Raw genomic sequence first — 23,308 nt, forward strand, 5'->3', positions numbered from 1 at the left:
ATGCGGCGCTGCCGGCCAGCGGCCGGCATTACCCCACCAGGCATTAAGCGCTGGCGGGCTCTTCCACCTTCGGGCCATCCCACAGCGCGTGGCCAGCCTTCTTGCGCAGCCGCTCCAGTCGCGCCGCATGCGCTTCCAGCTCCGACGGCGTGGCCACCACGCGCGGGCGCGGCAGCAGCTTGCTGGTGTCGAAGGCCTGCAGCGCCGCACCGGCAGCACCGCCATCGTCATCGCCCAGACCAAAGCCGATTTCTTCCTGGCCCGAGGTCAGCGCGATATAGACGTCGCCCAGGATCTGCGCATCGAGCAGGCCGCCGTGCAGCGCACGGTGCGAGTTGTCCACGCCCAGTCGCTTGCACAGCGCATCCAGCGAGTTGCGCTGGCCCGGGAAGCGCTCACGCGCCATCACCAGGGTATCGATCACGGCGCAGCGGTCGGTGATCTTCCCGTACTGCGGCCCCAGCAGCGACAACTCGTTGTCGAGGAAGCCGAGGTCGAACGCCGCGTTGTGGATGATCAGCTCGGCGCCATCGATGAAGGCCAGGAACTCGTCGGCGATCTGCGCGAAGTCCGGCTTGTCATCGAGGAACTCCAGGGTCAGGCCGGTGACTTCCTGCGCGCCCTGTTCGAACTCGCAGTCCGGCTTGATGTACTGGTGATAGTTGTTGCCGGTCGGGCGGCGCTTGAACAGCTCCACGCAGCCGATTTCGACGATGCGGTTGCCCTTCTTCCACTCCAGGCCGGTGGTTTCGGTATCGAGGATGATCTGACGCATGGGCTCAGTTTACCGGGCTGGCGTCGCGGATCTGGATCGCCGCGTTGCGGGCCAGCGTATCCACCCGCTCATTGTCCGGGTCGCCGGAGTGACCCTTCACCCAGCGCCAGTCGATCTGATGCCGCAGCGTGGCCGCCTGCAGGCGCTCCCACAGCTCGCGGTTCTTTACCGGATCGCCGCCAGCCGTCTTCCAGTTCTTGCGGATCCAGCCCGGCATCCACTGGGTCAGACCCTGCCGCACATACTGCGAATCGGTATAGAGCACGATGTTGCACGGCTCGGTCAGCGACTCCAGCCCGGAAATGGCCGCCATCAGCTCCATCCGGTTGTTGGTGGTGTGCGCCTCGCCACCGCTCAGTTCGCGCTCGTGGCCCTTGTAGCGCAGCAGCGCAGCCCAGCCGCCGGGGCCGGGATTGCCAAGGCAGGAACCGTCGGTGTGGATTTCGATGGTTTTCAATACAACTCCAGAATCAGGTAGCTACGGTGCCGTGCCAGCGCACCGGCAGCGGTTTCGGCCCAGGCAGGGCCAGCGTACGTTTTTCCGCATGGAACAGGCAGGCCGCGCGCAGCGGTGCCCAACCTCCGGGACGACGGCTGCCCGCACCGCGCCAGAGCGGGCCCAGGTAACGCATATCGTCGCATTCCAGCCCATGACGGCCGAGCAGCAGGCGGATCCGCTGCGGCGTGCGCACCACCAGTCCATGCTGGCGCCATCGCGTGCGATACGGACTGAACGGATTGAGGCTGCTCAGCCACAGATGGCCGCCCGGCATCAGTACGCGCTCGCACTCGTCGAGCAGCCGATCAGCGTCGGCCGCGGTGACATGCTGCAGCACGATCGCATTGACGCTTTCATTGGCCAGCGGCAGCGGCAGCGCACAACGGGTGTCGCCGGCATAGCCCTGCCCCTGCCGGAACAGGCGCAGACCGCGTCCGCCCAGCTGTGCATCGTCCAGCCAGGCCGCACTTGGTGCGATCCACAGCCAGGGCTGCGCCGGCAGCACCGACAGCTGCGGCAGCAGCAATTGCCGCTCCAGCACACGCAAGGCCTCCGCCGGTTCGCTGTCGAACCACGGGGTCTGGCTCGCTTGACGGGTGCTCTGCAGCGCGGGCATGGTCCAATTCTATGCGACTGACTGCCCTGCCCGCATTTGCGGATAACTACATCTGGACGCTGATCGACAACGAGGGCGCTGCCGTGGTCGTCGACCCCGGCGATGCCGCGCCAGTGCTCGCACTGGCCGATCAGGGCCTGCGCGTGGACACGATCCTGCTCACCCATCACCACGACGACCACATCGGTGGCGTGCCGGCATTGCAGGCGCGTTTCCCCGGCGTACGGGTCATCGCGCCGGTCGAGGAACGCATTCCCACGGCCACCGAGCGGGTCGGCGAAGGTGAACGCGTTCAGGCACTGGGCCGGACGTTCCACGTACTATCCGTGCCCGGGCATACCCGCAGCCACATCGCGTTTCACACTGCTGAACATCTTTTCAGCGGAGATTCGTTGTTCAGCCTGGGCTGTGGACGCCTGTTCGAAGGTACGCCGTCCCAGCTGCTGGCGTCGATGCGCAAGCTGGGTGCCCTGCCCGCGCAACTGCTGCTTTGTTGCGCTCATGAGTACACCGTGTCAAATGCCGTCTTCGCGCGGCATGTCGACCCCGCCAACGCTGCCTTGTGGCAGCGCCAAGAGGAGGCTTTGGCCATGCGCCGCGATGACCGTTCCACCCTGCCGGTAACCCTGGCCAACGAATTCGACTGCAATCCCTTCCTGCGTGTGCACGCTGCACCGATCCGTGCGTCGGTGTCGGCACACCTGGGCCGTGACGTCGTGGACGACGTCGACGTGATGGCCGGTCTCCGGCACTGGAAAGACGGCTTCCGCGCATGATGCGCCGAAGTCTGCCGCTGGCCCTGGGCCTTGCCCTGGGGCTGGCCGGAACTGCGGGCGCACAGTCGCTGGGCGCCGGCATCAGCCAGAACCTGACCGCCGCTGCGGCGCTGCCGCTGGATCCGTCCGCGCTGCCTGCGCCCTCGGTGCGCAATGGCCAGGAGATCTTCACCAGCTTCCGCGACGGCCTGGCCGAGCCCAGCTGCGATGCCGAGGCTACCAGCCCGCGCTGGCAGAAGCAGTTCGCCCACGCCCCCTCGCGCCTGGCCAACCAGGATGACGATGCGCTGGTGCTGTTCGGCTATGTGGTCGAAGAGCTGCGCAAGGCGAACCTGCCCACCGAATTCGCGCTGATCCCATTCGTGGAAAGCGGCTATCGGCCCAATGCCCGCAACGGCAGCGGCCCGACCGGCCTGTGGCAGTTCATCGCCACCACGGCGCGCAACCACCGCGTACCCATGGCCAACGGCTACGACGGCCGCCTGTCGGCGGTTGATTCCACCCAGGCCGCGGTGCGCTACCTGAAGACCCTGCACGGCATGTTCGGCGGCGACTGGCGCCTGGCCACCATGGCCTACAACGCCGGCGAGTACCGGGTGCTGCAGTCCATGCGCAAGGCCGGCATGAACGCGCAGAATGCCAAGCCGGCAGCCCTGCCGGGGCTGTCGCCGGTTACCCATGCCTATGTCGAGAAGCTGCATGCCCTGGCCTGCGTGCTGGAAGACGTGGAGGACCAGCCTCGCGTAATGGCCTCGCTGGACCGCACCGTGCCGGTGTTGAAGGACCACACCCTGCCGGCCGGCACCAGCGTCCAGCAGTGGGCCGCACAGCGCGCCCTGGACCCCGCCAGGATCGCCCGCCTCAACCCGGCCCTGGCCGCCGGCAGCCGCGCCTCCGGAACCACTCGGGTCCTGGCCCCGGTCTCGGCCGCCAATGCGACGGTGACGGAAGCCGCGACCACGCAGGTGGCCAGCACCGCACCGGTTGCCACGACCACGCCGACGCCGCAGGTGGCCAAGACCGTGGCCGCGATCGCCGATCGCCCGCGCAGCCGCCGCCACACCGTGCGTGATGGCGAGTCGGCCTGGACCATCGCCCGCCGCTACGGCATGCCGGTAAAGGCCCTGCTGTCGCTGAACGGCCTGAGTGGCAGCAGCGTGCTGAAGCCCGGCGCAGTGCTGCGCGTCGAGGACTGACGCGCTCCAACCCCGCTGTATCTGCTCTTTGTAGAGTCGAGCGATGCTCGACTGCATCTGCACGACTCTACAAAAGGCGGTCGAGCAAGCTCGACCACTACCAAAGCTCAAGCGCGCCACAGACGACGCGAAGGCACAAAAAAGGCCCGGCAATGCCGGGCCTTCTTCGATCCTGCCCCGCCGCGAGGCTTACAGGTTCTCTTCGGTGGTCTGGATCACGAACTTCCTGCGCATCGCCTCGACGTAGGCCTTGGCTGCGGCCATGCCGTCGATCTGGCTCAGCTGATCCTTGAGCTGCTTCTGCTGCTCGGCGGTCACTTCCTTGATGTCGCCCGGGTTGACCTTGTTCACGGCGAACAGCAGCGCGTGGCCGTTGACGTCGACCTTGCCGTAGCTCGGCTTGCCTTCCGCCGGCACCGGCGCACTGAAGATCGCGCGGTTGATTTCCGGGGTCGGCACCGGCTGGCTGCGCGGCAGGCCCGGCATCGGGCTCAGCTGCAGCTTCTCGCTGGCGGCCAGCGACTGCAGGGTGGCGCCCGCCTTCAGCTTGGCCAGCACGGCGTCGGCGGCCTTGTCGCTGGCCTGGCGCTGGCGGTCGGCACGGATCGCGGCGATCACCTGCTCACGCGCCTTGTCCAGCGGCATCGCCTGCTCCGGGGTATGCGCGGCCACGCGGATGACCACGCTGTGGTTGGTGGCACCGCCCAGGGCGATCGGGTCGCTGGCAGTACCATCCTGCACCAGCACTTCGGAGAAGGCCGCACGCAGCACAGCCGGATCGGTGGCGATGCCACTGGCGGTTGCGCGGGTGATCGGGCCCAGGGTCTGCAGCGGCAGGTTTACTTCCTTGGCCGCAGCAGCCAGATCACTCGGGCTCTTGTTGATGGCATCGACCAGGTGGCCGGCCAGCTCGTTGAAGCCGCGCTCGCCGTCGGCCTTCAGCTGCTCGGCGGCCAGCGTGTCACGCACTTCCTCGAACGACTTGCCTTCGCCGCCACGCACCGCGGCGACCTTGATGATGTGGTAGCCGAAGTCGGTCTTGACCGGGCCGATCACGTCACCCGCCTTGGCGGCGAACAGGGCGTCTTCGAATGGCTTGACCATCGCGCCACGCTCGACCCAGCCCAGATCACCGCCCTGGTCCTTCGAACCCGGGTCTTCCGAATTGGCCTTGGCCAGTGCAGCGAAGTCGGCACCCGCCGCCTTGGCTTCGGTGGCGATCTTGTTCGCCTTGGCTTCGGCACCGTCACCGGTGATCAGGATGTGCGCGGCCTGGCGCTGTTCCGGCGAAGTGAACTTCGCCTTCTCGTCCTCATAGCGCTTGCGCAGGGTCGCTTCGTCGGCCGCGGTCGGTGCCGGCAGGTTGGCGCCATTGATCTCGACGTATTCCAGCGACACGCTTTCGGCCTGGCGGAAATCCTTGCCGTGGCTGTCGTACCACTGCTTGATCTGCTCATCGGTGACCGGCGCGGTATCGGCCGGAACCTCCGGCAGCGCGGCCAGTTCGACGTCGCGGGTCTCACCCAGCAGCTTCAGCAGGCGCTCGGTCTCGGCCTGGGTGACGAAGCCCGAATTCTGCAGGCCCGACGGGATCACCGACTGCTGCAGGCTCTCGCGCACCAGCTCCTGGAACTGCGTGGGGGTACGCGGCGGATTGCCACCGGCCAGAGCCAGGCGGTAGTTGTTCTCGTTGAACTTGCCGTTCGAATCGAGGAAGGCCGGGATGGTGGCGATGTACTCGCGCACCGCGCCATCGCCGATCACAACACCGGCCTGCTCGCCCACCAGGCGCACGACCTGCTCGTCGATCAGCTGATCGAGCACGGCCATCTTGTTTTCAGTGCTTTCGAACGCGCGCGGGTCGAAGTTCTCGCCCTGCTGCTGGCGCTCACGCATGCGCTCCTGCTCGAAGCGGGTGCGGAAATCCTGCGCGCTGATCTCGTGGTGCTGCCACAGCATGCGCACCGGCCACCACGACGGTGCCGAACGCCACCAGGTCGGAGGCGCGGAAACCTTGGCCACGTTCTGTGCGCCAACGCCACCCAGGTAGCTGTTGTCGATCACGAACAGGAACGGAATCATCAGCAGCCCCAGGATCACGGTGACGATCCAGCCTGAGGTCTTGTCGCGGAGTTTCTGCAGCATGGTGAGGAATCACAAGGCCTGATTGGCGAGCCCGGCAGTGTAACCCGCTTCGTCGCAGGGACCAAAAGCAGCGCCGGCGTGGCCTGCGCCGATCTCCGCGGACCTGTGCCGTCAGCACCTCGGCAGGCCTGCCGCAGGGCACAAAGAAAAAGCCCCCGGCTTGCGCCGAGGGCTTTTAAAGTTGGCGGAGCGGACGGGACTCGAACCCGCGACCTCCGGCGTGACAGGCCAGCATTCTAACCAGCTGAACTACCGCTCCGCGCTGAAACTTTGCAGGCGCCCAGTATATCCGAAGACTCCCTGGAAACCCAGCCCGATGAACACTTTTTTCAAAGTTTTTTCACAGGGACTTAAGAATTCTGCAATGGCGGAGCGGACGGGACTCGAACCCGCGACCTCCGGCGTGACAGGCCAGCATTCTAACCAGCTGAACTACCGCTCCGTTCTTGCAAAAACCTTTTCGCCTTCCTTCCGAACCTGTCGGTGAGAAGACAAGGCCCCCAGCTTTAGGCCGGGGGCCTCGATGTAGTGGCGGAGCGGACGGGACTCGAACCCGCGACCTCCGGCGTGACAGGCCAGCATTCTAACCAGCTGAACTACCGCTCCGCATTGTTGCTATTTTTGTTTTTCCACCGGCCTGGACCGGGGAGAAAACAAAGCCTCCAGCTTTTGGCCGGAGGCCTCGTTGAATGGCGGAGCGGACGGGACTCGAACCCGCGACCTCCGGCGTGACAGGCCAGCATTCTAACCAGCTGAACTACCGCTCCACACTCAAACTTTTACCGCGGTGCTGTGGTGGGTGCTGAGGGTTTCGAACCCCCGACCCTCTCCGTGTAAAGGAGACGCTCTACCGCTGAGCTAAGCACCCCAGCGAGCCGCTTAGTTTACAGCATCCTTCAGGGCCTTACCAGCCTTGAACGACGGATTCTTCGAAGCAGCGATCTTGATGGTGTCGCCGGTCTTCGGGTTGCGGCCGGTGCGGGCAGCACGGTCGCGGACCTGGAAGGTACCGAAGCCAACCAGGGTGACCGCATCGCCGTCCTTCAGCGCCTTGGTGACGGCAGCAACGACGGCATCGACAGCGCGGCTGGACTCGGCCTTGGTCAGGTCGGCAGCTTCAGCAACGGCATCGATCAATTCGGTCTTGTTCATTCTCTACAACTCCTTTGGCGGTGGGTTCCGCTTATTCGACAGGGAAGCAACCGCACGCCTTCTGCATGCGGCCGCCATGTGGAAACGGTTCGCCGATTCAGTCATCGCTGACAGCGATCACTCATTCGCGAGTGCTGCTTTTATACCAGTGGCCCTACCCCCACGCAAGCTGGAAAGCCAGCAACGACGCGGGTTTCGGGCCATCGGACAGCGCGCGTCAATGCTTGACGCGCGCGCTTCCACTCGGTTTGGCCTTGCTGCGCACCGTGACACGCTGCGCACTCTTGCGCGCCTTCTTCGGTGCCAGCGGGCGCTCCAGCGCCAGGTCCAGGACTTCTTCGATGTACTTCACCGGCACGATCTCCAGATCGCGGGTGACGTTGGCCGGAATGTCTGCAAGGTCCTTGCGGTTCTCTTCCGGAATGATGACCGTCCGGATACCACCGCGCAGTGCGGCCAGCAGTTTCTCCTTCAAGCCACCGATGGCGGTGACACGACCACGCAGGGTGATCTCACCGGTCATCGCCACGTCGGCACGCACCGGCACCTTGGTCAGCATCGACACCAGCGAGGTGACCATTGCCGCACCGGCACTCGGTCCGTCCTTCGGCGTGGCACCATCGGGCACATGCAGGTGCACGTCGTGCTTCTGCAGGAAGTCGCTGTCGATGCCGAAGCCGACCGCGCGCGAACGCACCACCGACAACGCCGCCGACGCCGATTCCTTCATCACGTTGCCGAGCTGGCCGGTCAGGATCAGCTGGCCCTTGCCCGGCACCAGCGTCGATTCGATCTGCAGCAGATCGCCACCGACTTCGGTCCACGCCAGGCCGGTGACCAGGCCGATCTCGTTCTCTTCCTCGGCGCGGCCGAAGTCGAAGCGACGCACACCCAGGTACTTGTCCAGGTTCTTGCTGGACACGCTCACCAGCGCCTTGGACTTCTTCGCGCCCTTCTTCGCCTTCACCGGCTGCGGGCCGGCCAGCGCGATCTCCTTCACCACCTTGCGGCAGATCTTGGCGATCTCGCGTTCCAGGTTGCGCACGCCCGATTCGCGCGTGTAGTAGCGCACGATGTCCTGGATCGCATCGCTGCCGATCTCCAGTTCTTCCGGCTGCAGGCCGTTGGCCTTGATCTGCTTCGGCACCAGGTAGCGGGTGGCGATGTTGAGCTTCTCGTCCTCGGTGTAGCCGGGGATGCGGATCACTTCCATACGGTCCAGCAGCGGGCCGGGAATATTGAGCGAGTTCGAGGTGGCCACGAACATCACTTCGGACAGGTCCAGGTCCACTTCCAGGTAGTGGTCGTTGAACGCGTTGTTCTGCTCCGGGTCGAGCACTTCCAGCAGCGCCGACGACGGATCGCCACGGAAGTCCATCGACATCTTGTCGATCTCGTCGAGCACGAACAGCGGGTTCTTGCTGCCGACCTTGTTGAGGTTCTGCACGATGCGGCCCGGCATCGAACCAACGTAGGTACGACGGTGGCCACGGATCTCGGCTTCATCGCGAACGCCGCCCAGCGACATGCGCACGAACTTGCGGTTGGTAGCCTTGGCGATGGACTGGCCGAGCGAGGTCTTGCCCACGCCCGGCGGCCCGACCAGGCACAGGATCGGGCCCTTCATCTGCTTCACGCGCGACTGCACCGCCAGGTATTCAAGGATGCGCTCCTTGACCTTCTCCAGGCCGTAGTGGTCGGCGTCGAGGGTGTCCTGCGCGGCCTTCAGGTCCTTGCGCACCTTGCTGCGCTTCTTCCACGGCACGCCCAGCAGCCACTCCAGGTAGTTGCGCACGACCGCCGCTTCGGCCGACATCGGCGACATCTGCTTGAGCTTGTTCAGTTCATTGCGTGCCTTGGCTTCAACCGCCTTCGGCATGCCGGCTTCGGCGATCTTGCGGGCCAGCTCTTCCAGCTCGCCTGGTGCGTCGTCCAGGTCACCCAGTTCCTTCTGGATGGCCTTCATCTGTTCGTTGAGGTAGTACTCGCGCTGGCTCTTCTCCATCTGCGACTTCACGCGGCCGCGGATGCGCTTTTCCATCTGCTGCACGTCGATCTCGCCATCGACCAGGCCGACCAGCATCTCCAGGCGGTCACCGACGGCCAGCGTTTCCAGCAGGCGCTGCTTGTCGGCCAGGCGCACGCTGATGTGCGCGGCGATGGTGTCGGCCAGGCGGGCCGGCTCATCGATGCCCGACAGCGTCTGCAGCAGCTCTGGCGGCAGCTTGCGGTTGGTCTTCACGTACTGCTCGAACAGCGACATCAGCGAGCGGGCGATCGCCTCCACCTCGCGTGCTTCGCGCTCGTCGGTGGCGTCGATCTCCACGGCCTGGCCGTGCAGCGAGCCGTTACGCTCATCGACGTGGGTGACCTGCACGCGCGACAGGCCTTCGACCAGCACCTTGATGGTGCCGTCGGGCAGCTTCAGCAGCTGCAGCACCTGCGCCAGCGTACCGACCTGGTAGAGGTCGGCCGCATGCGGGTCGTCGGTCTCGGCCGACTTCTGCGCCAGCAGCAGGATGCGCTTGTCCGACTCCATTGCCTGTTCGAGCGCGTGCATGGACTTGTCACGGCCGACGAACAGCGGGATGACCATGTGCGGGAACACCACTACGTCGCGCAGCGGCAGGACCGGCAGGTCGAGGGTTTCACTTGGGGAACGGGCCATGGGGGCTCCAGGGAAGGGGAAAACCGCCTCCGGGAGGGCATCTTCCGGAGACAAAAAAAGCCGATGGCCCCGTTATGGGGCCATCGGCTTTCAGATGCAAGGCATTCCTTGAAAATCCTTTCCAATCAACAACCTGGAAGGATCACTCGGCGCCTGCGGCCTTCTGTTCAGGGGCCGCCGGGGTCTGGTAGATCAGGTACGGCTCGGACTTGTGCTCGATCACCGACTCGTCCACCACCACCTTGCTGACGTTTTCCTGCGACGGCAGGTCGTACATGGTGTCCAGCAGGACCGATTCGACGATGGTGCGCAGGCCACGGGCACCGGTCTTGCGCTTGAGCGCCTTCCTGGCGATGGCCGACAACGCGTCCGGACGGAACTCCAGCTCGACGTTCTCCATCTCGAACAGCTTCTTGAACTGCTTGGTGATGGCGTTCTTCGGCTCGGTCAGGATCCTGATCAGGGCCGGCTCGTCCAGCTCCTCCAGGGTCGCCACCACCGGCAGGCGGCCGACGAACTCGGGGATCAGGCCGAACTTGATCAGGTCTTCCGGCTCGACTTCGGCCAGCACCTTGCCCACTTCCTGCTTGCGCTCGCTGCTCTTCACCTTGGCGCCGAAGCCGATGCTGCCGACGTCGGTGGAACGGGCCTGGATCACCTTGTCCAGCCCGGCGAACGCGCCGCCGCAGATGAACAGGATGTTCTTGGTGTCCACCTGCAGGAATTCCTGCTGCGGGTGCTTGCGGCCGCCCTGCGGCGGAACGCTGGCCACGGTGCCTTCGATCAGCTTCAGCAGGGCCTGCTGCACGCCTTCGCCGGACACATCGCGGGTGATCGACGGGTTCTCGCTCTTGCGCGAGATCTTGTCGATTTCATCGATGTAGACGATGCCCTGCTGCGCCTTCTCGACGTCGTAGTCGCACTTCTGCAGCAGCTTCTGGATGATGTTCTCCACGTCCTCGCCCACGTAACCGGCTTCGGTCAGCGTGGTGGCGTCGGCCATGGTGAACGGCACGTTGAGCAGGCGGGCCAGGGTCTCGGCCAGCAGCGTCTTGCCCGAACCGGTCGGGCCGACCAGCAGGATGTTCGACTTCGCCAGTTCGACGTCGTCGTTCTTCTGCCGGCTCTCGATGCGCTTGTAGTGGTTGTACACGGCCACTGCCAGCGTGCGCTTGGCGCGGTTCTGGCCGATCACGTACTGGTCGAGGACCTCGAGGATCTCGCGCGGCTTGGGCAGCGAACTGCGCGCCGACTGCGCCTTTTCCTCAAGTTCCTCACGGATGATGTCGTTGCACAGCTCCACGCACTCATCGCAGATGAATACGCTCGGACCCGCAATCAGCTTGCGCACTTCATGCTGGCTCTTGCCGCAGAAAGAGCAGTAGAGGATCTTGCCGGTGTCCGTGGAACGACCTTGGCGGTCTTCGCTCATGCTTCGCTTACCCAGTTACCCCACCCGCTGAACGGGGGTTCGATTCGAGAATAGCACAGGGCCGAGGGGACACCAGTCCCGCCCGACCCTGCAGGAACGGGGCCTCCATGGCCCCGTGATGGCCGGTCAGCCGGCCTGGATCGACTCGTCCGGACGACGCTCCAGGACCTGGTCGACCAGACCATAGGCCTGCGCCTCGAAGGCGCTCTTGAAGTTGTCGCGCTCGGTGTCGCGGGCGATCGTCTCCAGCGACTGGCCGGTGTGCTTGGCCAGCACCTCGTTCAGGCGCGAACGCAGGGTCAGGATCTCACGCGCGTGGATGTCGATGTCGGTGGCCTGGCCCTGGTAGCCACCCAGCGGCTGGTGGATCATCACGCGCGAGTTCGGCAGCGCATAGCGCTTGCCGGCTTCGCCCGCGGCCAGCAGCAGGGCGCCCATCGAGGCGGCCTGGCCGATGCAGGTGGTGCTCACATTCGGCTTGATGTACTGCATGGTGTCGTAGATCGCCATGCCGGCGGTGACCACGCCACCCGGCGAGTTGATGTAGATGTTGATGTCCTTTTCCGGGTTCTCCGACTCCAGGAACAGCAACTGCGCCACCACCACGTTGGCCATGTGATCGTCGATCGGGCCCACGAGGAAGATCAGGCGCTCCTTCAACAGGCGCGAATAGATGTCGTAGGCACGCTCGCCGCGGCTGGTCTGCTCGACCACCATCGGAACCAGGTTCAGGGCTTTGGTTCGGTTGTCCATTACGTGAGGTACCTATCTTGGGGGGCAACAACCCCGCGCCGGCAAAGGCGCGGGGCATCCGGTGATCCGCCCGGGCTTACTGGCGGATCGCGTCCTGGAACGACAGCTTCTCTTCGGTGTGCTGGGCACGCTCGGCGATCCAGTCGATCACCTGCTCTTCCATCACACGGTTCTGCAGGCCAGACATCAGCTGGGGGTCGTTGCGGTACATCTCAATGACCTGTTCCGGCTCTTCGTAGGTCGAAGCGATCAGACGCATCGTTTCGTTCAGGCGCTTGGCTTCCAGGCGCAGGTCGTTGATGCGGGCCACTTCACCGACCAGCAGGCCGACCAGCACGCGCTTGGCGGCCGCTTCCTTGAAGCCTTCGTGGGCATCGGCCGGGATCTCGCCGACGTTCTGGCCGTTGCGGCGGATCTGCTCGACCTGCTGGGCCAGCATGGCGCGGGCTTCGTTCTCGACCAGGCGCGGCGGCATTTCCACCGACGAATAGGCGGCGATCAGCTGCTCGCCCACTTCGCGGCGCAGGCGGTTCATCAGGGCACCCTTCAGCTCGCGCTCCAGGTTGGCGCGGATGTCGCTGCGGAACTGCTCGACGTCGCCGCCCTTCACGCCGAAGCTCTTGATGAAGGCTTCGTCGACCGCCGGCACGACCGGCTCGGACACTTCGGCAACCTTGACGGTCACCTGCACGGTCTTGCCGGCCAGCACCGGCACGCGCCAGTCAGCCGGGAACTCGACGTCCAGGGTCTTTTCTTCGCCCTTGGCCAGGCCGACCAGGCCCTTTTCGATGGTGTCGAACATCATGCCCTGGCCGAGCACGATCGAACCCTTCTCGGTGCCCTCGGCCGGCAGGCGCTCTTCGCCGGCCTGCGACCAGGTTTCCACCGCGACCAGGTCACCGTCCTGCGCGCCACGGCTGACCGGGGCCCAGGTACGACGCTGGTTCTGCAGGTTCTCGATCATCTGGTCGATGTCGGCGTCGGTGATCTCGGCGCTGTGGCGCACGACGGTCAGCTTGCTGACGTCGATATCGCCGAAGTCCGGCACCACTTCCACGGTGGCCACGAAGGAGAATTCACCCTCGTCGCCCTTGTCGATGCGCGGGCTGCCGACGATGCGCAGGTCGTGCTCACGCACGGCGGCATCGAAGGTTTCGCGCAGCAGGCCGTCCAGCGCCTCGCCACGGACCTGCGCGCCGAAGCGCTGCTCGATCACCTTGGCCGGCACCTTGCCCGGACGGAAACCCTTGATGCGGGTGGTACGGGCGATTTCGCCCAGGCGGCCGACGATGTGGCTCTGCAGACGCTCTTCCGGCAGCGAGAAGCTCAGGCGGCGTTCCAGGTTGCCGGTGGATTCGATCGAAGCTTGCATGTTGACTCCTGCCACCGGTGGCCCACGCCCCCGGCTCGATGATTGGGATGAAACGGTTGTAAGGACACGACGTCTGGGACGCGCCTGCTTGCCGCAGCCCTTTAGTTTCGCCCAATTCGGCCTGCACTGCCAGCGCGTGCCGGTCAAGGGGGCGCAGATGGCCCAATCAGGGCGGGGACAGGCCGGCACTGGTGCGAAAGGGGGGACTCGAACCCCCACGCCTTGCGGCACTGGAACCTAAATCCAGGGCGTCTACCAATTCCGCCACTTTCGCGTGGCCGGCTCAGGCGTTCATTGTCGCAGGCGGGGGCAGGAAGCGGAAGGCCTGCACAAAACTGAATCTGCCGCGATGGCCGCGCCCCCTGCATCGCTGCCGCCCCGGCGGGCGCACCGCCCGCCAGGACGACTGCGGCTTACTGCTGCGGTACAGCGCGGGCCGGTGCCATGCCGGCATGTTCGGCGGGCGCCTCCCCCTTGCGGATCTCCACGCCCCCGTCGTCGGTACGGCGCAGGGCCACCGACTCCGGCATGGCCTTGCGCACATCCACCGAACCGTCCGCATTGCGCTGCACATCCACCGCGTCAGGCAGGACCTCCGCTTCCGCAGGCTGAGCCGGCTGCATCTGCATGGCGTCACCCACCGGGCGCGCCGGAGTGCTCTCCGTGCCCGCATCGCGTTCAACGGTCTTCGCGGGATCATTGGCTGGTGCGCAGGCCGCCAGCGCCATCAACGCAAAGGGAACCCACAGCGTGCGGTGCAATCGATTGATATCAGCCATCAACATCTTCCTTCGTGCATGCGCCATCGGCGCGGAAGATCCATTGGGTGCGATACAGGACGCGATGCGGTGAGAAGCAGCGCACAGCATTGAAAACACTGATGACGCGTATGTCCCTGATTTCAGCATCGCTTCAGTAGATTCACGCCATGCGCCGTTTCAGTAGATCCACGCCATGCGTGGATGAAGCCCAACCCGGCGTGCAGGCAAGAAAAAAGCCACTTGGCGAACCAAGTGGGAAGCTGCCGCGCATTCGCGCCGCAGCCCCACGCTTTGCGCGGCAAACCGCGGGCCCCACTTCATCAGCCCCCACATCCCCGCGGCTTTGCCGCGCCCCCTTGACTCAAGGGGGCTCCACACCAGCCAGCGCACAGACATCCGCACGCCCAACCCGGCGTGCAGGCAAGAAAAAAGCCACTTGGCGAACCAAGTGGCTTTCGTCTGGTGGGCTGTCAAGGATTCGAACCTTGGACCTATTGATTAAGAGTCAACTGCTCTACCAACTGAGCTAACAGCCCGAAATCGGGGCGCGAATTATGACCCGATCCGCTCGGTGGGTGCAAGCACTTTTTTCAACATCGTTGAAACCAGCACTGCGGTCCCGCTGCATTGCAGATCCACGGCCAAGCGGGGCTCTGCAACCCGTGATCCATCGAAACGATGGGAGTCACACTTATAAGAAAAAAGCCACCTGGGATACCAGGTGGCTTCTGTCTTGGTGGGCCGTCAAGGATTCGAACCTTGGACCTATTGATTAAGAGTCAACTGCTCTACCAACTGAGCTAACGGCCCGTAAAACTCAGACGCACATTGTAGCGTGCTTTCTGTTTATTGCAATACCGTTTCGGCTGCGCCGATGCGGTTCAATCAGTGGGGTGGCTGAGGGGATTCGAACCCCCGACCACCGGAATCACAATCCGGTACTCTAACCAACTGAGCTACAGCCACCACTGAAACTTTCGCTCCACCGCCGATGAGGCTGACGCTGGACCTTGATGCTTTGCTAGCGGGTGGAACCAGAAGTCCGTCCCCCGAAGCGAGTCCGGCATTTTCCGGGAGTCGCGAAGGAATTGCAAGCACTTCTTCACATTGATGTGCAGGGGCCGGAACAGGAGATCAATGCTGCTCCGCCGAGGTCACGCGCGCGATGTCCGCATGCCCATCCAGGAATGACAGCGTGGCCTCCCCTTTCGGCGTGACCTGCAGCTGCAGGCGTGGCTGGCCAGCTCCGTCGAGCAACTGAAGCATCACGTTGCGCGACTGCGTCCTGCCAAGAAGCACTCGACGGGTAATCGCTTGCACACCCTGCGCGTGCAAGCGCTCATCGTCGGCCCAGAACATCGGTCGCAACTGTCCATCGGCGACATCGTTTCGATCACATCGAACGACGTGTTGCGTTCGGCCGTCACCCCCATCAGCAGGCCAGCAAACGCCCGCAAGGCGACAGCACCGCGGCAGAAGGTAAGCCGCCGTTGGCGCCTGCGCCGCCGATGTACTTCGACCAGCACCTGCTTCACCTCACCCACGCCGTTCGAATCTGCATCCATCCCGAGCTAGAGAAGGCGCGTGCCGCACGCACCGGATGTCAGGCGCTGGCGAACAGCCCGCCCGTCGTCGGGCACGCCCCGAGAGCATGAACGCATAGTGAACAAATCGTGAATGAATCTCAAATAGGGATGGGGGAGATCCATTCATACAACGTTAGCTGCAGGACATGGAACGCAGGGCGCGCGTTTGCAACCATGCCGATTCCTGCAATGAAGGTGAGATCAATAGATGAGCAAGCGGCTAATCGGATTCGTCGCGCTGGCAGCCGTGCTGGCAGTGGCAGCCGTTGCAATGTCCGGCTACCGGCAGCAGGCAACTGCGGATGCCACGGCAGAGGAATCCGGGAAGAGTGGCAGCCTCGATGAACGGCCTGACCAGGGAAGGCAGCTTCCGGCGTCAGGTGCGGCGGCCGCGCAAAGGCTTGAGCGGGACAACAAGATCCCGCCGGGCTCGTACAAGGCCGTGGGCCCCAAGGCCTACGAAATCGTAAGAGGCAATGAGTTCCGGCCTCCCGGTGACGCGCTTGCCCACGTCAAGCAACTGATGCTGCGCTCCGAATCCGGAGATGCCACGGCAACCTACGAAATCTATCGAACCATCGAGCAATGCCAGACCTTCATCTCGGATCGCGCTGACAAGCTGGCGGATTCGGCCACCACGGTCGGGGCCGGCAACTGGTTCCTGGAGCGGTCGGAACGAATCCTCAAAGAGTGTGAGTCGCTGGCTCTGGATCAGGACATCTATCACGCCGATTGGCTTTCGAAGGCCGCCGCCATGGGCTCGCAGGAAGCGATGCGCGCCTACTCGCGATCGCCGGAGAAAGTCATCGGTTCGCTTGATGACGCAATCCGTGATCCCGCGGCGCTCGAGGCGTGGAAGGACACCGCCACCGGATATCTGCGCGAACTGGAATCACAAGGGAACGTCAATGTCATCAGCGACATGGCGATGGCCTACACCTATGGCGGCATCGTTCCTGCGGATCCCGTTGCGGCCCTGGCGTACACCCGCGTCCTCAACCGGCTGGACCCACGTTTTGCCACCACCAATGACATTGCCAACCATGAGAAAAACCTGAGCAGCCAAGAGAAAGAGAAAGCCCGCATTTCATCGAACGAAATCTTCAAGAACTGTTGCATCCCACGATAAGGACCTATTGTGAAAGCTAGACTGATTGGGATTATCCCTTCGCTTGGTAGAAACTCCATTCCCGCCATTGCAGGCGTGCTGCTGTTCATGGCGGCCGGGAGCCTTCAAGCGAAAAAGCTTCCTGGCGTCATCAACTGCACCGCCGGATGCACGCTGACAACCCCGTATCCCGATCCGGTGACCAACCAGCAGCTTTCCCAAGAGGTCCAGAAGCTCAATGACGGCCGGACCACGGTCTGGACTGCCCAGACGCGCGTCCAGACCGGCGATGTCCTGACCGTCTGTAACGGTATTTCCTGCGTCAACTACACGTGGCGAGGTGCAGGTTTCGACTCCGGCGAAGTGATTTCGACCGTCCTCCCGCCCAACTCCCGCGGCGGTGGTGGTGGCGGCGGCGGTGGCGGCGGTGGTGGCGGCGGCAGCGGCCCGATCAGCGGCGGCTGCCACGGCAACTGCGGCGGTGGCGGCAAGGTGCGAGTGGGCGAACTGGAACAGATGTGATCCATCCGGGGTGCACTCGACCAGAGTGCATCCATCGCGACATTGAAAAAGGCCAGCGCATAGCGCTGGCCTTTTTTCTTTGCCGGGTGCATTGCCCCATCCCAGGCGGCGCTGCTCAAGCACCTGCGGAGTGAGCCGATCGACGTCAGACGCCGGTCAACCGCAACCGGAATGACATCACGTCGTGCGACTGCACCCCATACAAAGGGCATCTTTCATCGGAAAAGAGGAAGGTGGAATGCTCGCCACCCAGGGTCGTGCAGCCATCGAATGGGAACCAATGTTCACGGATGTGAGCACTTAAACCATTGATTCCAATGGCGCGCCCGACAGGAATCGAACCTGTAACCGCCGGCTTAGAAGGCCGGTGCTCTATCCAGTTGAGCTACGGGCGCCCGAACCGGAACGGTGTCCAATCCGACGTGATGTGGGATTGGTCGGGGTAGAGGGATTCGAACCCCCGACATCCTGCTCCCAAAGCAGGCGCGCTACCAGACTGCGCTATACCCCGGTCTTGCAATCCCCTCGGGCCATGCCCGGGGAGCTGGTCATTGTCGCCAAGCGCATTGGGAACTGTCAACGCAGGATGCGTAGATCCGGCGCCTGCCACAACGCCGAAAGCAGTCATCGGCTATGCTCACGCCCATCGGCCGGATGGCCGTCCTGACCCTCATTCGCACGGAGAACGCGTATGCGCAGCGGCAACCCGGCTCTTTCCGAGTCCACCTTCCTCGACCTCGCCAGTGGCTCGGTGGTGACCAGCCCCGACCAGGCCATGACCCTCAACGGTACCGTCAACAAGACCGGCTTCCTGCTGCTGTTGACCGTGCTGACCGCCGCCTTCGCCTGGAACCAGACCATCGATGACTACGGCCAGGTAATGGCCGGAGCCAAGCTGTATGCCATGGGCGGCGCCATCGGCGGCCTCGTGCTGGCGCTCATCACCGTCTTCAAGAAGGAATGGTCGCCGGTCACCGCACCGATGTATGCGCTGGTGGAAGGCCTGTTCCTGGGCGCCATCTCGGCCGTGTTCAACGCCAAGTTCCCGGGCATCGTGTTCCAGGCGGTGCTGCTGACCTTTGGCACCCTGTTCGCGCTGCTGTTCGCGTACCGCAGCGGCCTGATCAAGGCCACCGAGAACTTCAAGATGGGCGTGGTCGCCGCCACTGGCGGCATCGCCCTGCTCTACCTCGCGTCATTCGTGCTGGGCTTCTTCAACATCGACGTGCCGGTGATCCACGACTCCAGCTGGCTGGGCATTGCTTTCAGCCTGTTCGTGGTGGTCGTGGCCGCGCTGAATCTGGTGCTGGATTTCGACTTCATCGAAACCGGTGTCGCCCAGCGTGCACCGAAGTACATGGAGTGGTATGGCGCATTCGGCCTGATGGTGACCCTGGTCTGGCTGTATGTTGAATTCCTGCGCCTGCTGTCGAAGATCCAGCAGCGCTGAGCCGAAACATGCCGTAGACGACAAAGGGCGCCCTTCGTGGCGCCCTTTTTCGTTCTTCCCTCAGCGCGCCAGCAGTACCGGCAGCGACGACGCCAGCAACGCGATGCCTGACGCGGTCAGCAGGCCCAGCACGACCTGCCGGAAGCGTGCCTCGCTGATGCCGATGTAGACCCGCGCGCCCAGCAGGGTCGGCACCAGCATGGCCGGTGCCACGATGGCGAAGTACAGCAACATCTGCCGGCTCACCAGGCCGCTGCCGACATAGGTGGCCATGGTCACCGCCAGCATCGCCAGGTTGAAGTTCTGGATGACCGCGCGCTGCTCGTCCTTGCCGAAGCCTCGCAGGGTGCTCCACAACGTCGGCACCGGCCCGGCAAAGCCGCCGATGCCACTGAGCACGCCACCGGCCATGCCAGCAATCGCATCACCGATACGGCCGCCGACGCGGACCGGAGGCAACGAGCGCGCCATCAGCATCACCGGGCACCACAGCGCCAGGAAGCCACCCAGCAGCGCCTTGAACCAGTCCATGTCCAGCCGTGGCAGCACCGTCACGCCCAGCGGAATGCCGGCCAGCCCACCCAGCACGAACGGCAGCAGCAGGCGCAGGTTGAAACCGCGGCGCACGGTGAACACTGCGACCAGCTGCCCGACCAGCGCACCAAACACCGAAAGCGTCGCCGCCAGCCGCGGCTCCAGTCCCCACGCCCAGAACGACATCGCCACCATGCCGAAGGCGAAGCCGGACAGGCCCTGCACGAATCCGGCGACGATCGCGCCCAGCGCGACCAGCAGATACACCGACTCCATCACCACCCCGGTTGCAGCCGCGCGACTACCCCGCCGCGCCCACCTGTGCAGCGTAGTGCGCCGCAAGGTGCTCGACCAGCGCACGCACCTTCGGCGCCAGCGCCCGCGCGTGCGGATACAGCGCGAAGTAGCGCCGCTGTCCGGCGTGCCAGGCGGGCAGCACACGGATCAGGCGGCCGGCACGCAGGTCCTCCTGCACGGTCAGCGCAGTGAACAGGCTGATGCCCATGCCAGCCAACGCAGCGGCATACAACGCTGGCGTCGCATCCACCCGCAGGCGCTGCCCCGCCTCGATGCTCGCGGCGGCACCGCGTGGCCCCTGCAGCTGCCAGGGCGACATCGCCGCTGTGGGACTGAAACCCAGCAGCGTGTGCTGTGCGAGGTCCGAAACCTGCCGGGGCAGACCGTGCCGCGCCAGATAGGCCGGTGCGGCGACCAGGATGCGTGGGCAGCTGGCCAGCTCGCGCGCAACCAGCTGGCTGTCCGGCAAGGAAGGCGCGATGCGCAGCGCCAGGTCGAAGCCGCCCCCGACCACATCAACCAGCTGGTCGTCGGCGGAAAGATCCAGCGTGACCTGTGGGTAGCGCTGCAGGAACGACGGCAACCAATGCGGCAGTTCCTGGCTGGCGACCACCTGCGGCACGCTGATCCGCACGGTGCCGCTGGGCTGTGCCTGCCCTGCGCGTGCGCGGTCATCCGCCTCCTGCAGGCGATCCAGCAGCGCTGCCGCCTCGCGGTAGTAGTCGCGACCGGCTTCCGTCAGTGACAGCCGGCGGCTGTTGCGATCGAGCAGTCGAACCTCTAGATGTTCTTCCAGCTGCCGCAGTTGCCGTGACATCGCCGAATGGGTGGTACCCAGTCGTTCGGCGGCGGCGGTGAAACTGCCTGCATCGACGATGGCGCGCAGCGCACGCAGGGCGGCGAAATGGTCCATCGGCGGGCAGCTCCAGGTGGCGGGGCCCGCGGCGTGCGGGCCCCGTCAGCTTATCAAGCGCCGTCGCCGGCCTTGCGCACCGGCAGTGCCAGGATCGCGTCAGTCGCCATGACATCGCCAAAGGTGTCCTCAATCTGCGCCAGCGAGGCGTCATGCAGCGCGCGATGACCGATGCGCTGGCCTCCGGCAAGATCCAGATCACGGCTGGCAGTTGCATCGGACGACACGATGACGCGGTAGCCACGCGGTGCCGCTGCGGCATCGCGGGCGGCACCTGCCACGCAGGCATGGGTCTGCAGGCCGGTGACGATCAGGGTGTCGATGCCGGCATCCTTCAGCACCTGGTCGAGCACTGCGGCCGAGTCACCGGCGAACACGCTGACGTTGTCCTTCTGCACCACGGTCTCGCCCTTGCGCGGCTGCAGGTCGCGATGGAAGGCGGCATTGACGCTGCCCTGCGCGAACAGCGGCGCACCAGCCGGCAACACGTGCTGCACATGGATCACGCGGATGCCGTGGGCATCGGCGAACTCGACCACCCGCTTCGCCTGCCGCAGTGCGGCCACGCCATCGGGGATGACCATGCGGCCACCGGCGAAGCCCGGCACAGCGCTGCCGTCGAAGTATTCGTTCTGGAAGTCGATCACCAGCACGGCGGTCTTCGCCGCATCCAGCGAAGCCACAACGGGTGCGCCAGCCATGTGGCGGATGGTGGGATGGGCCGGTTCGGCAGCGGTGACGGGGGTAACGGTGGCCATGCCGATCAGGCTGGCCAGACCAAAGGCGGTGAGGTTCATGTTCAAGCTCCTGTGCGGTGAAAAGTGGGCACATGATGCGGAGCGGATGGCGCACGAACCAGCCGTGTAGAAGCACATGATCTGTGCAAATTTCGCACAGAATGTCCTTGTAGCGTCGAGCCATGCTCGACTACGCAGGAGCAGTCGAGCATGGCTCGACTCTACTGGGCCAGCTTGACTCCCTTGCGTCGCACGCTCATCGCGTGGGGACGACCCAGCACCACTTCGGCGGTATTGCTGCCCGCGCGCACGGCACGTGCAAGGCCCGCCGGATACTTCACTGGGACGCCGGCCAGGGTCTGCACATGCTGGGCCGGAGAGATCCTGCTCCTGATCACGAACTCGGCACAGCTGCCTTCGAGCAGATACACAGGCGATCCTGCCGGAAATTCGATCAACCGCAGGATGCGCGCCTCGCCCTCCTGCATGCTGCGGAGGGGCGCCCCCTGCGTCCGCAGGCGGCGCAGCGCGCGCTGGGCGCGGGACCACGGCCAGTAGAAGATGGCGTAGATGGCCACGCCGACAGCATAGACGGCAACGGCCGCCACTACCCACACGGCCGCCTCAGGCATCTGAAAAAATCCTGTCGGTGAAAAACCGCAGTTGAAAACGCAGACGGGCCGTACAAGGACGGCCCGTCTTCAACGCATGCAGGCCCGGACTGGGCATCGCCGAGACGATCTCCAGCCGGAACGACCGCCGCTTACAGGCGGCTGGCGATGGCCTGGGCAAAGCTCATGGTGGTGCCGGTGCCGCCCAGGTCGCCGGTCAGCGAATCCTTGGCTTCCATGGTCGCCACGATGGCCTTGCGCAGGCGCTCGGCATTTTCCGGCTGGCCGACATGGTCCAGCATCTGCGCCGCTGCCAGCAGCAGCGCGCACGGATTGGCCTTGCCCTGGCCAGCGATGTCCGGCGCGGTGCCGTGCACGGCTTCGAAGATCGCCGCGTCCTTGCCGATGTTGGCACCCGGGGCCAGGCCCAGGCCGCCGACGAGGCCGGCGCACAGGTCGGAGATGATGTCGCCGAACAGGTTGGTGGTGACGATCACGTCGAACTGTTCCGGACGCATCACCAGCTGCATGCAGCAGTTGTCGACGATCATTTCCTGGAATTCGATGTCCGGGTACTGCGCAGCCACTTCACGGGCGACATTCAGGAACAGGCCCGAGGTCGACTTGATGATGTTGGCCTTGTGTACGGCGGTGACCTTCTTGCGGCCGGTGCTCTTGGCCAGCTCGAAGGCGTAGCGCACGATGCGCTCGGAGCCCTTGCGGGTGATGCGGGTGCCGGAGAAGGCGGTCTCGCCGTCGGCCGACACTTCCTGGCCTTCGGCCAGGTAGGCGCCTTCGGTGTTCTCACGCACGGTGATCAGGTCGACGTTGTCGAAACGCGACTTGGTGTTCGGGAAGGTGTGGGCCGGACGCACATTGGCGTACAGGTCGAAGTGACGGCGCAGGCTGACGTTGATCGAGGTGAAGCCACCACCGACCGGGGTGGTCAGCGGGCTCTTCAGCGCGACCTTGTTGCGCGCGATCGATTCCAGGGTCACCGCCGGCATCAGGTCGCCGTGCTTTTCCAGGGCCACCAGGCCGGCGTCGGCGTCTTCGTACTCCAGGCCAGTCTTGAGCTGGTCGAGCACGAACAGGGTGGCGTCCATGATTTCCGGGCCAATGCCGTCGCCGCGGATGACCGTAATTTTCTGCGTCATTGATCGATGTTCCGAACAGGGGGAAAAACGCCGTCCGGACGTGCCCGGAAACGCCGGCGCAAAGGAAGTTTCACCGGCAATTATGCCTGAGCCGGGGCCGAGGTCCCAAATAGACCATGGTCCCAGTGCCCGGCTCAGGCAGAATTGCCCGCGCATCCCACCTTATCCCCGCGCCTGTCGGCGCGCCCCCTTGAGCAAACCGCTCTGCGGTTTGCCCGCGCATTCCACCTTATCCCCCCGCCTACCGG

Annotated in this window: 21 protein-coding genes and 11 tRNA genes; 5 read left to right on the top strand and 27 right to left on the bottom strand. The window is 64.6% G+C overall.

Annotated features, from left to right (window positions below; all coding sequences use genetic code 11):
- Window positions 1-43: 43 nt before the first annotated feature.
- The 3 genes from dnaQ to V3B48_RS06445 are packed head-to-tail and all read right to left on the bottom strand — an operon-like array spanning window position 44 to window position 1,890.
- Entirely contained in the window at window positions 44-775 is a 732-nt protein-coding gene (dnaQ, locus tag V3B48_RS06435) for a DNA polymerase III subunit epsilon (RefSeq protein ID WP_049420978.1), read from the bottom strand.
- Window positions 776-779: 4 nt separating this feature from the next.
- On the bottom strand, window positions 780-1,232 hold the full coding sequence (rnhA, locus tag V3B48_RS06440) for a ribonuclease HI (RefSeq protein WP_032129326.1): 453 nt from the start codon (window positions 1,230-1,232) through the stop codon (window positions 780-782).
- A gap of 13 nt (window positions 1,233-1,245) precedes the next feature.
- The gene (locus V3B48_RS06445) at window positions 1,246-1,890 is read right to left on the bottom strand and encodes a methyltransferase domain-containing protein (protein ID WP_049400387.1); all 645 of its coding nucleotides are present in this window, start codon (window positions 1,888-1,890) and stop codon (window positions 1,246-1,248) included.
- An 11-nt stretch (window positions 1,891-1,901) separates the two neighbouring features.
- Between V3B48_RS06445 and gloB the strand changes: the two genes are divergently transcribed.
- Entirely contained in the window at window positions 1,902-2,666 is a 765-nt protein-coding gene (gene gloB, locus V3B48_RS06450; protein WP_032129324.1) for a hydroxyacylglutathione hydrolase, read from the top strand.
- Window positions 2,663-3,862, top strand: a complete 1,200-nt coding sequence (locus V3B48_RS06455; protein WP_329893393.1) for a transglycosylase SLT domain-containing protein — start codon at window positions 2,663-2,665, stop codon at window positions 3,860-3,862. Before gloB ends, V3B48_RS06455 begins: the two co-directional genes overlap by 4 nt.
- 189 nt (window positions 3,863-4,051) lie before the next feature.
- On the opposite strand, the gene V3B48_RS06460 is transcribed toward V3B48_RS06455, so the two are convergent.
- The 17 genes from V3B48_RS06460 to V3B48_RS06540 form a co-directional block, all read right to left on the bottom strand.
- The gene (locus V3B48_RS06460; protein ID WP_032129322.1) at window positions 4,052-6,007 is read right to left on the bottom strand and encodes a peptidyl-prolyl cis-trans isomerase; all 1,956 of its coding nucleotides are present in this window, start codon (window positions 6,005-6,007) and stop codon (window positions 4,052-4,054) included.
- A 182-nt stretch (window positions 6,008-6,189) separates the two neighbouring features.
- Window positions 6,190-6,266: transfer RNA gene (locus tag V3B48_RS06465), tRNA-Asp, on the bottom strand.
- A 106-nt stretch (window positions 6,267-6,372) separates the two neighbouring features.
- Window positions 6,373-6,449 (bottom strand) — tRNA-Asp (locus V3B48_RS06470).
- Between the two features lie 87 nt (window positions 6,450-6,536).
- Window positions 6,537-6,613 (bottom strand) — tRNA-Asp (locus V3B48_RS06475).
- Between the two features lie 84 nt (window positions 6,614-6,697).
- Window positions 6,698-6,774: transfer RNA gene (locus V3B48_RS06480), tRNA-Asp, on the bottom strand.
- A 26-nt stretch (window positions 6,775-6,800) separates the two neighbouring features.
- A tRNA-Val gene (locus V3B48_RS06485) sits at window positions 6,801-6,875 on the bottom strand.
- An 11-nt stretch (window positions 6,876-6,886) separates the two neighbouring features.
- Entirely contained in the window at window positions 6,887-7,159 is a 273-nt protein-coding gene (locus V3B48_RS06490) for an HU family DNA-binding protein (RefSeq protein ID WP_004146343.1), read from the bottom strand.
- Window positions 7,160-7,376: 217 nt separating this feature from the next.
- Entirely contained in the window at window positions 7,377-9,827 is a 2,451-nt protein-coding gene (gene lon, locus V3B48_RS06495; protein ID WP_032129321.1) for an endopeptidase La, read from the bottom strand.
- A gap of 142 nt (window positions 9,828-9,969) precedes the next feature.
- Window positions 9,970-11,259, bottom strand: a complete 1,290-nt coding sequence (gene clpX, locus V3B48_RS06500; protein ID WP_032129320.1) for an ATP-dependent Clp protease ATP-binding subunit ClpX — start codon at window positions 11,257-11,259, stop codon at window positions 9,970-9,972.
- A gap of 126 nt (window positions 11,260-11,385) precedes the next feature.
- On the bottom strand, window positions 11,386-12,012 hold the full coding sequence (gene clpP, locus V3B48_RS06505; protein ID WP_004146318.1) for an ATP-dependent Clp endopeptidase proteolytic subunit ClpP: 627 nt from the start codon (window positions 12,010-12,012) through the stop codon (window positions 11,386-11,388).
- A 76-nt stretch (window positions 12,013-12,088) separates the two neighbouring features.
- Window positions 12,089-13,384 (bottom strand): trigger factor, encoded by a 1,296-nt coding sequence (gene tig, locus V3B48_RS06510; RefSeq protein ID WP_049400909.1) that lies wholly within the window; start codon window positions 13,382-13,384, stop codon window positions 12,089-12,091.
- Window positions 13,385-13,573: 189 nt separating this feature from the next.
- A tRNA-Leu gene (locus V3B48_RS06515) sits at window positions 13,574-13,658 on the bottom strand.
- A 139-nt stretch (window positions 13,659-13,797) separates the two neighbouring features.
- Window positions 13,798-14,163, bottom strand: a complete 366-nt coding sequence (locus V3B48_RS06520) for a hypothetical protein (RefSeq protein ID WP_071228865.1) — start codon at window positions 14,161-14,163, stop codon at window positions 13,798-13,800.
- A gap of 442 nt (window positions 14,164-14,605) precedes the next feature.
- Window positions 14,606-14,681 (bottom strand) — tRNA-Lys (locus tag V3B48_RS06525).
- 198 nt (window positions 14,682-14,879) lie between these two features.
- Window positions 14,880-14,955, bottom strand: a tRNA-Lys gene (locus tag V3B48_RS06530).
- A gap of 79 nt (window positions 14,956-15,034) precedes the next feature.
- Window positions 15,035-15,111: transfer RNA gene (locus V3B48_RS06535), tRNA-His, on the bottom strand.
- A 168-nt stretch (window positions 15,112-15,279) separates the two neighbouring features.
- Window positions 15,280-15,504 (bottom strand): hypothetical protein, encoded by a 225-nt coding sequence (locus tag V3B48_RS06540; protein WP_149908921.1) that lies wholly within the window; start codon window positions 15,502-15,504, stop codon window positions 15,280-15,282.
- Between the two features lie 435 nt (window positions 15,505-15,939).
- Here V3B48_RS06540 and V3B48_RS06545 point away from each other — a divergent pair, with 435 nt between their 5' ends.
- Both V3B48_RS06545 and V3B48_RS06550 read left to right on the top strand, forming a co-directional pair.
- Window positions 15,940-16,860, top strand: coding sequence for a hypothetical protein (locus tag V3B48_RS06545; RefSeq protein ID WP_032129316.1), 921 nt, complete (start codon window positions 15,940-15,942; stop codon window positions 16,858-16,860).
- A gap of 75 nt (window positions 16,861-16,935) precedes the next feature.
- On the top strand, window positions 16,936-17,361 hold the full coding sequence (locus V3B48_RS06550; protein WP_165929922.1) for a hypothetical protein: 426 nt from the start codon (window positions 16,936-16,938) through the stop codon (window positions 17,359-17,361).
- Between the two features lie 318 nt (window positions 17,362-17,679).
- On the opposite strand, the gene V3B48_RS06555 is transcribed toward V3B48_RS06550, so the two are convergent.
- A tRNA-Arg gene (locus tag V3B48_RS06555) sits at window positions 17,680-17,756 on the bottom strand.
- A 39-nt stretch (window positions 17,757-17,795) separates the two neighbouring features.
- A tRNA-Pro gene (locus tag V3B48_RS06560) sits at window positions 17,796-17,872 on the bottom strand.
- A 180-nt stretch (window positions 17,873-18,052) separates the two neighbouring features.
- On the opposite strand from V3B48_RS06560, the gene V3B48_RS06565 reads away from it, so the two are divergent.
- A complete protein-coding gene (locus V3B48_RS06565; RefSeq protein ID WP_049400915.1) occupies window positions 18,053-18,811 on the top strand; it encodes a Bax inhibitor-1/YccA family protein in 759 nt (252 codons plus the stop codon).
- A 60-nt stretch (window positions 18,812-18,871) separates the two neighbouring features.
- On the opposite strand, the gene V3B48_RS06570 is transcribed toward V3B48_RS06565, so the two are convergent.
- The 5 genes from V3B48_RS06570 to V3B48_RS06590 all read right to left on the bottom strand — a co-directional run bounded on the left by V3B48_RS06570 (window position 18,872) and on the right by V3B48_RS06590 (window position 23,060).
- Window positions 18,872-19,621: a sulfite exporter TauE/SafE family protein gene (locus V3B48_RS06570; protein WP_329893394.1), complete on the bottom strand. Its 750-nt coding sequence runs from the start codon at window positions 19,619-19,621 to the stop codon at window positions 18,872-18,874.
- Window positions 19,622-19,646: 25 nt separating this feature from the next.
- Entirely contained in the window at window positions 19,647-20,555 is a 909-nt protein-coding gene (locus V3B48_RS06575; RefSeq protein ID WP_329893395.1) for a LysR family transcriptional regulator, read from the bottom strand.
- A 53-nt stretch (window positions 20,556-20,608) separates the two neighbouring features.
- Entirely contained in the window at window positions 20,609-21,352 is a 744-nt protein-coding gene (locus V3B48_RS06580; protein ID WP_032129083.1) for a cysteine hydrolase, read from the bottom strand.
- A 161-nt stretch (window positions 21,353-21,513) separates the two neighbouring features.
- On the bottom strand, window positions 21,514-21,924 hold the full coding sequence (locus V3B48_RS06585) for a hypothetical protein (protein ID WP_329893396.1): 411 nt from the start codon (window positions 21,922-21,924) through the stop codon (window positions 21,514-21,516).
- A 131-nt stretch (window positions 21,925-22,055) separates the two neighbouring features.
- A complete protein-coding gene (locus V3B48_RS06590) occupies window positions 22,056-23,060 on the bottom strand; it encodes an isocitrate dehydrogenase (protein WP_032129081.1) in 1,005 nt (334 codons plus the stop codon).
- Window positions 23,061-23,308: the final 248 nt, after the last annotated feature.

It is taken from the genome of Stenotrophomonas sp. SMYL20 (genome assembly GCF_036320045.1).
GTDB lineage: Bacteria > Pseudomonadota > Gammaproteobacteria > Xanthomonadales > Xanthomonadaceae > Stenotrophomonas > Stenotrophomonas maltophilia_A.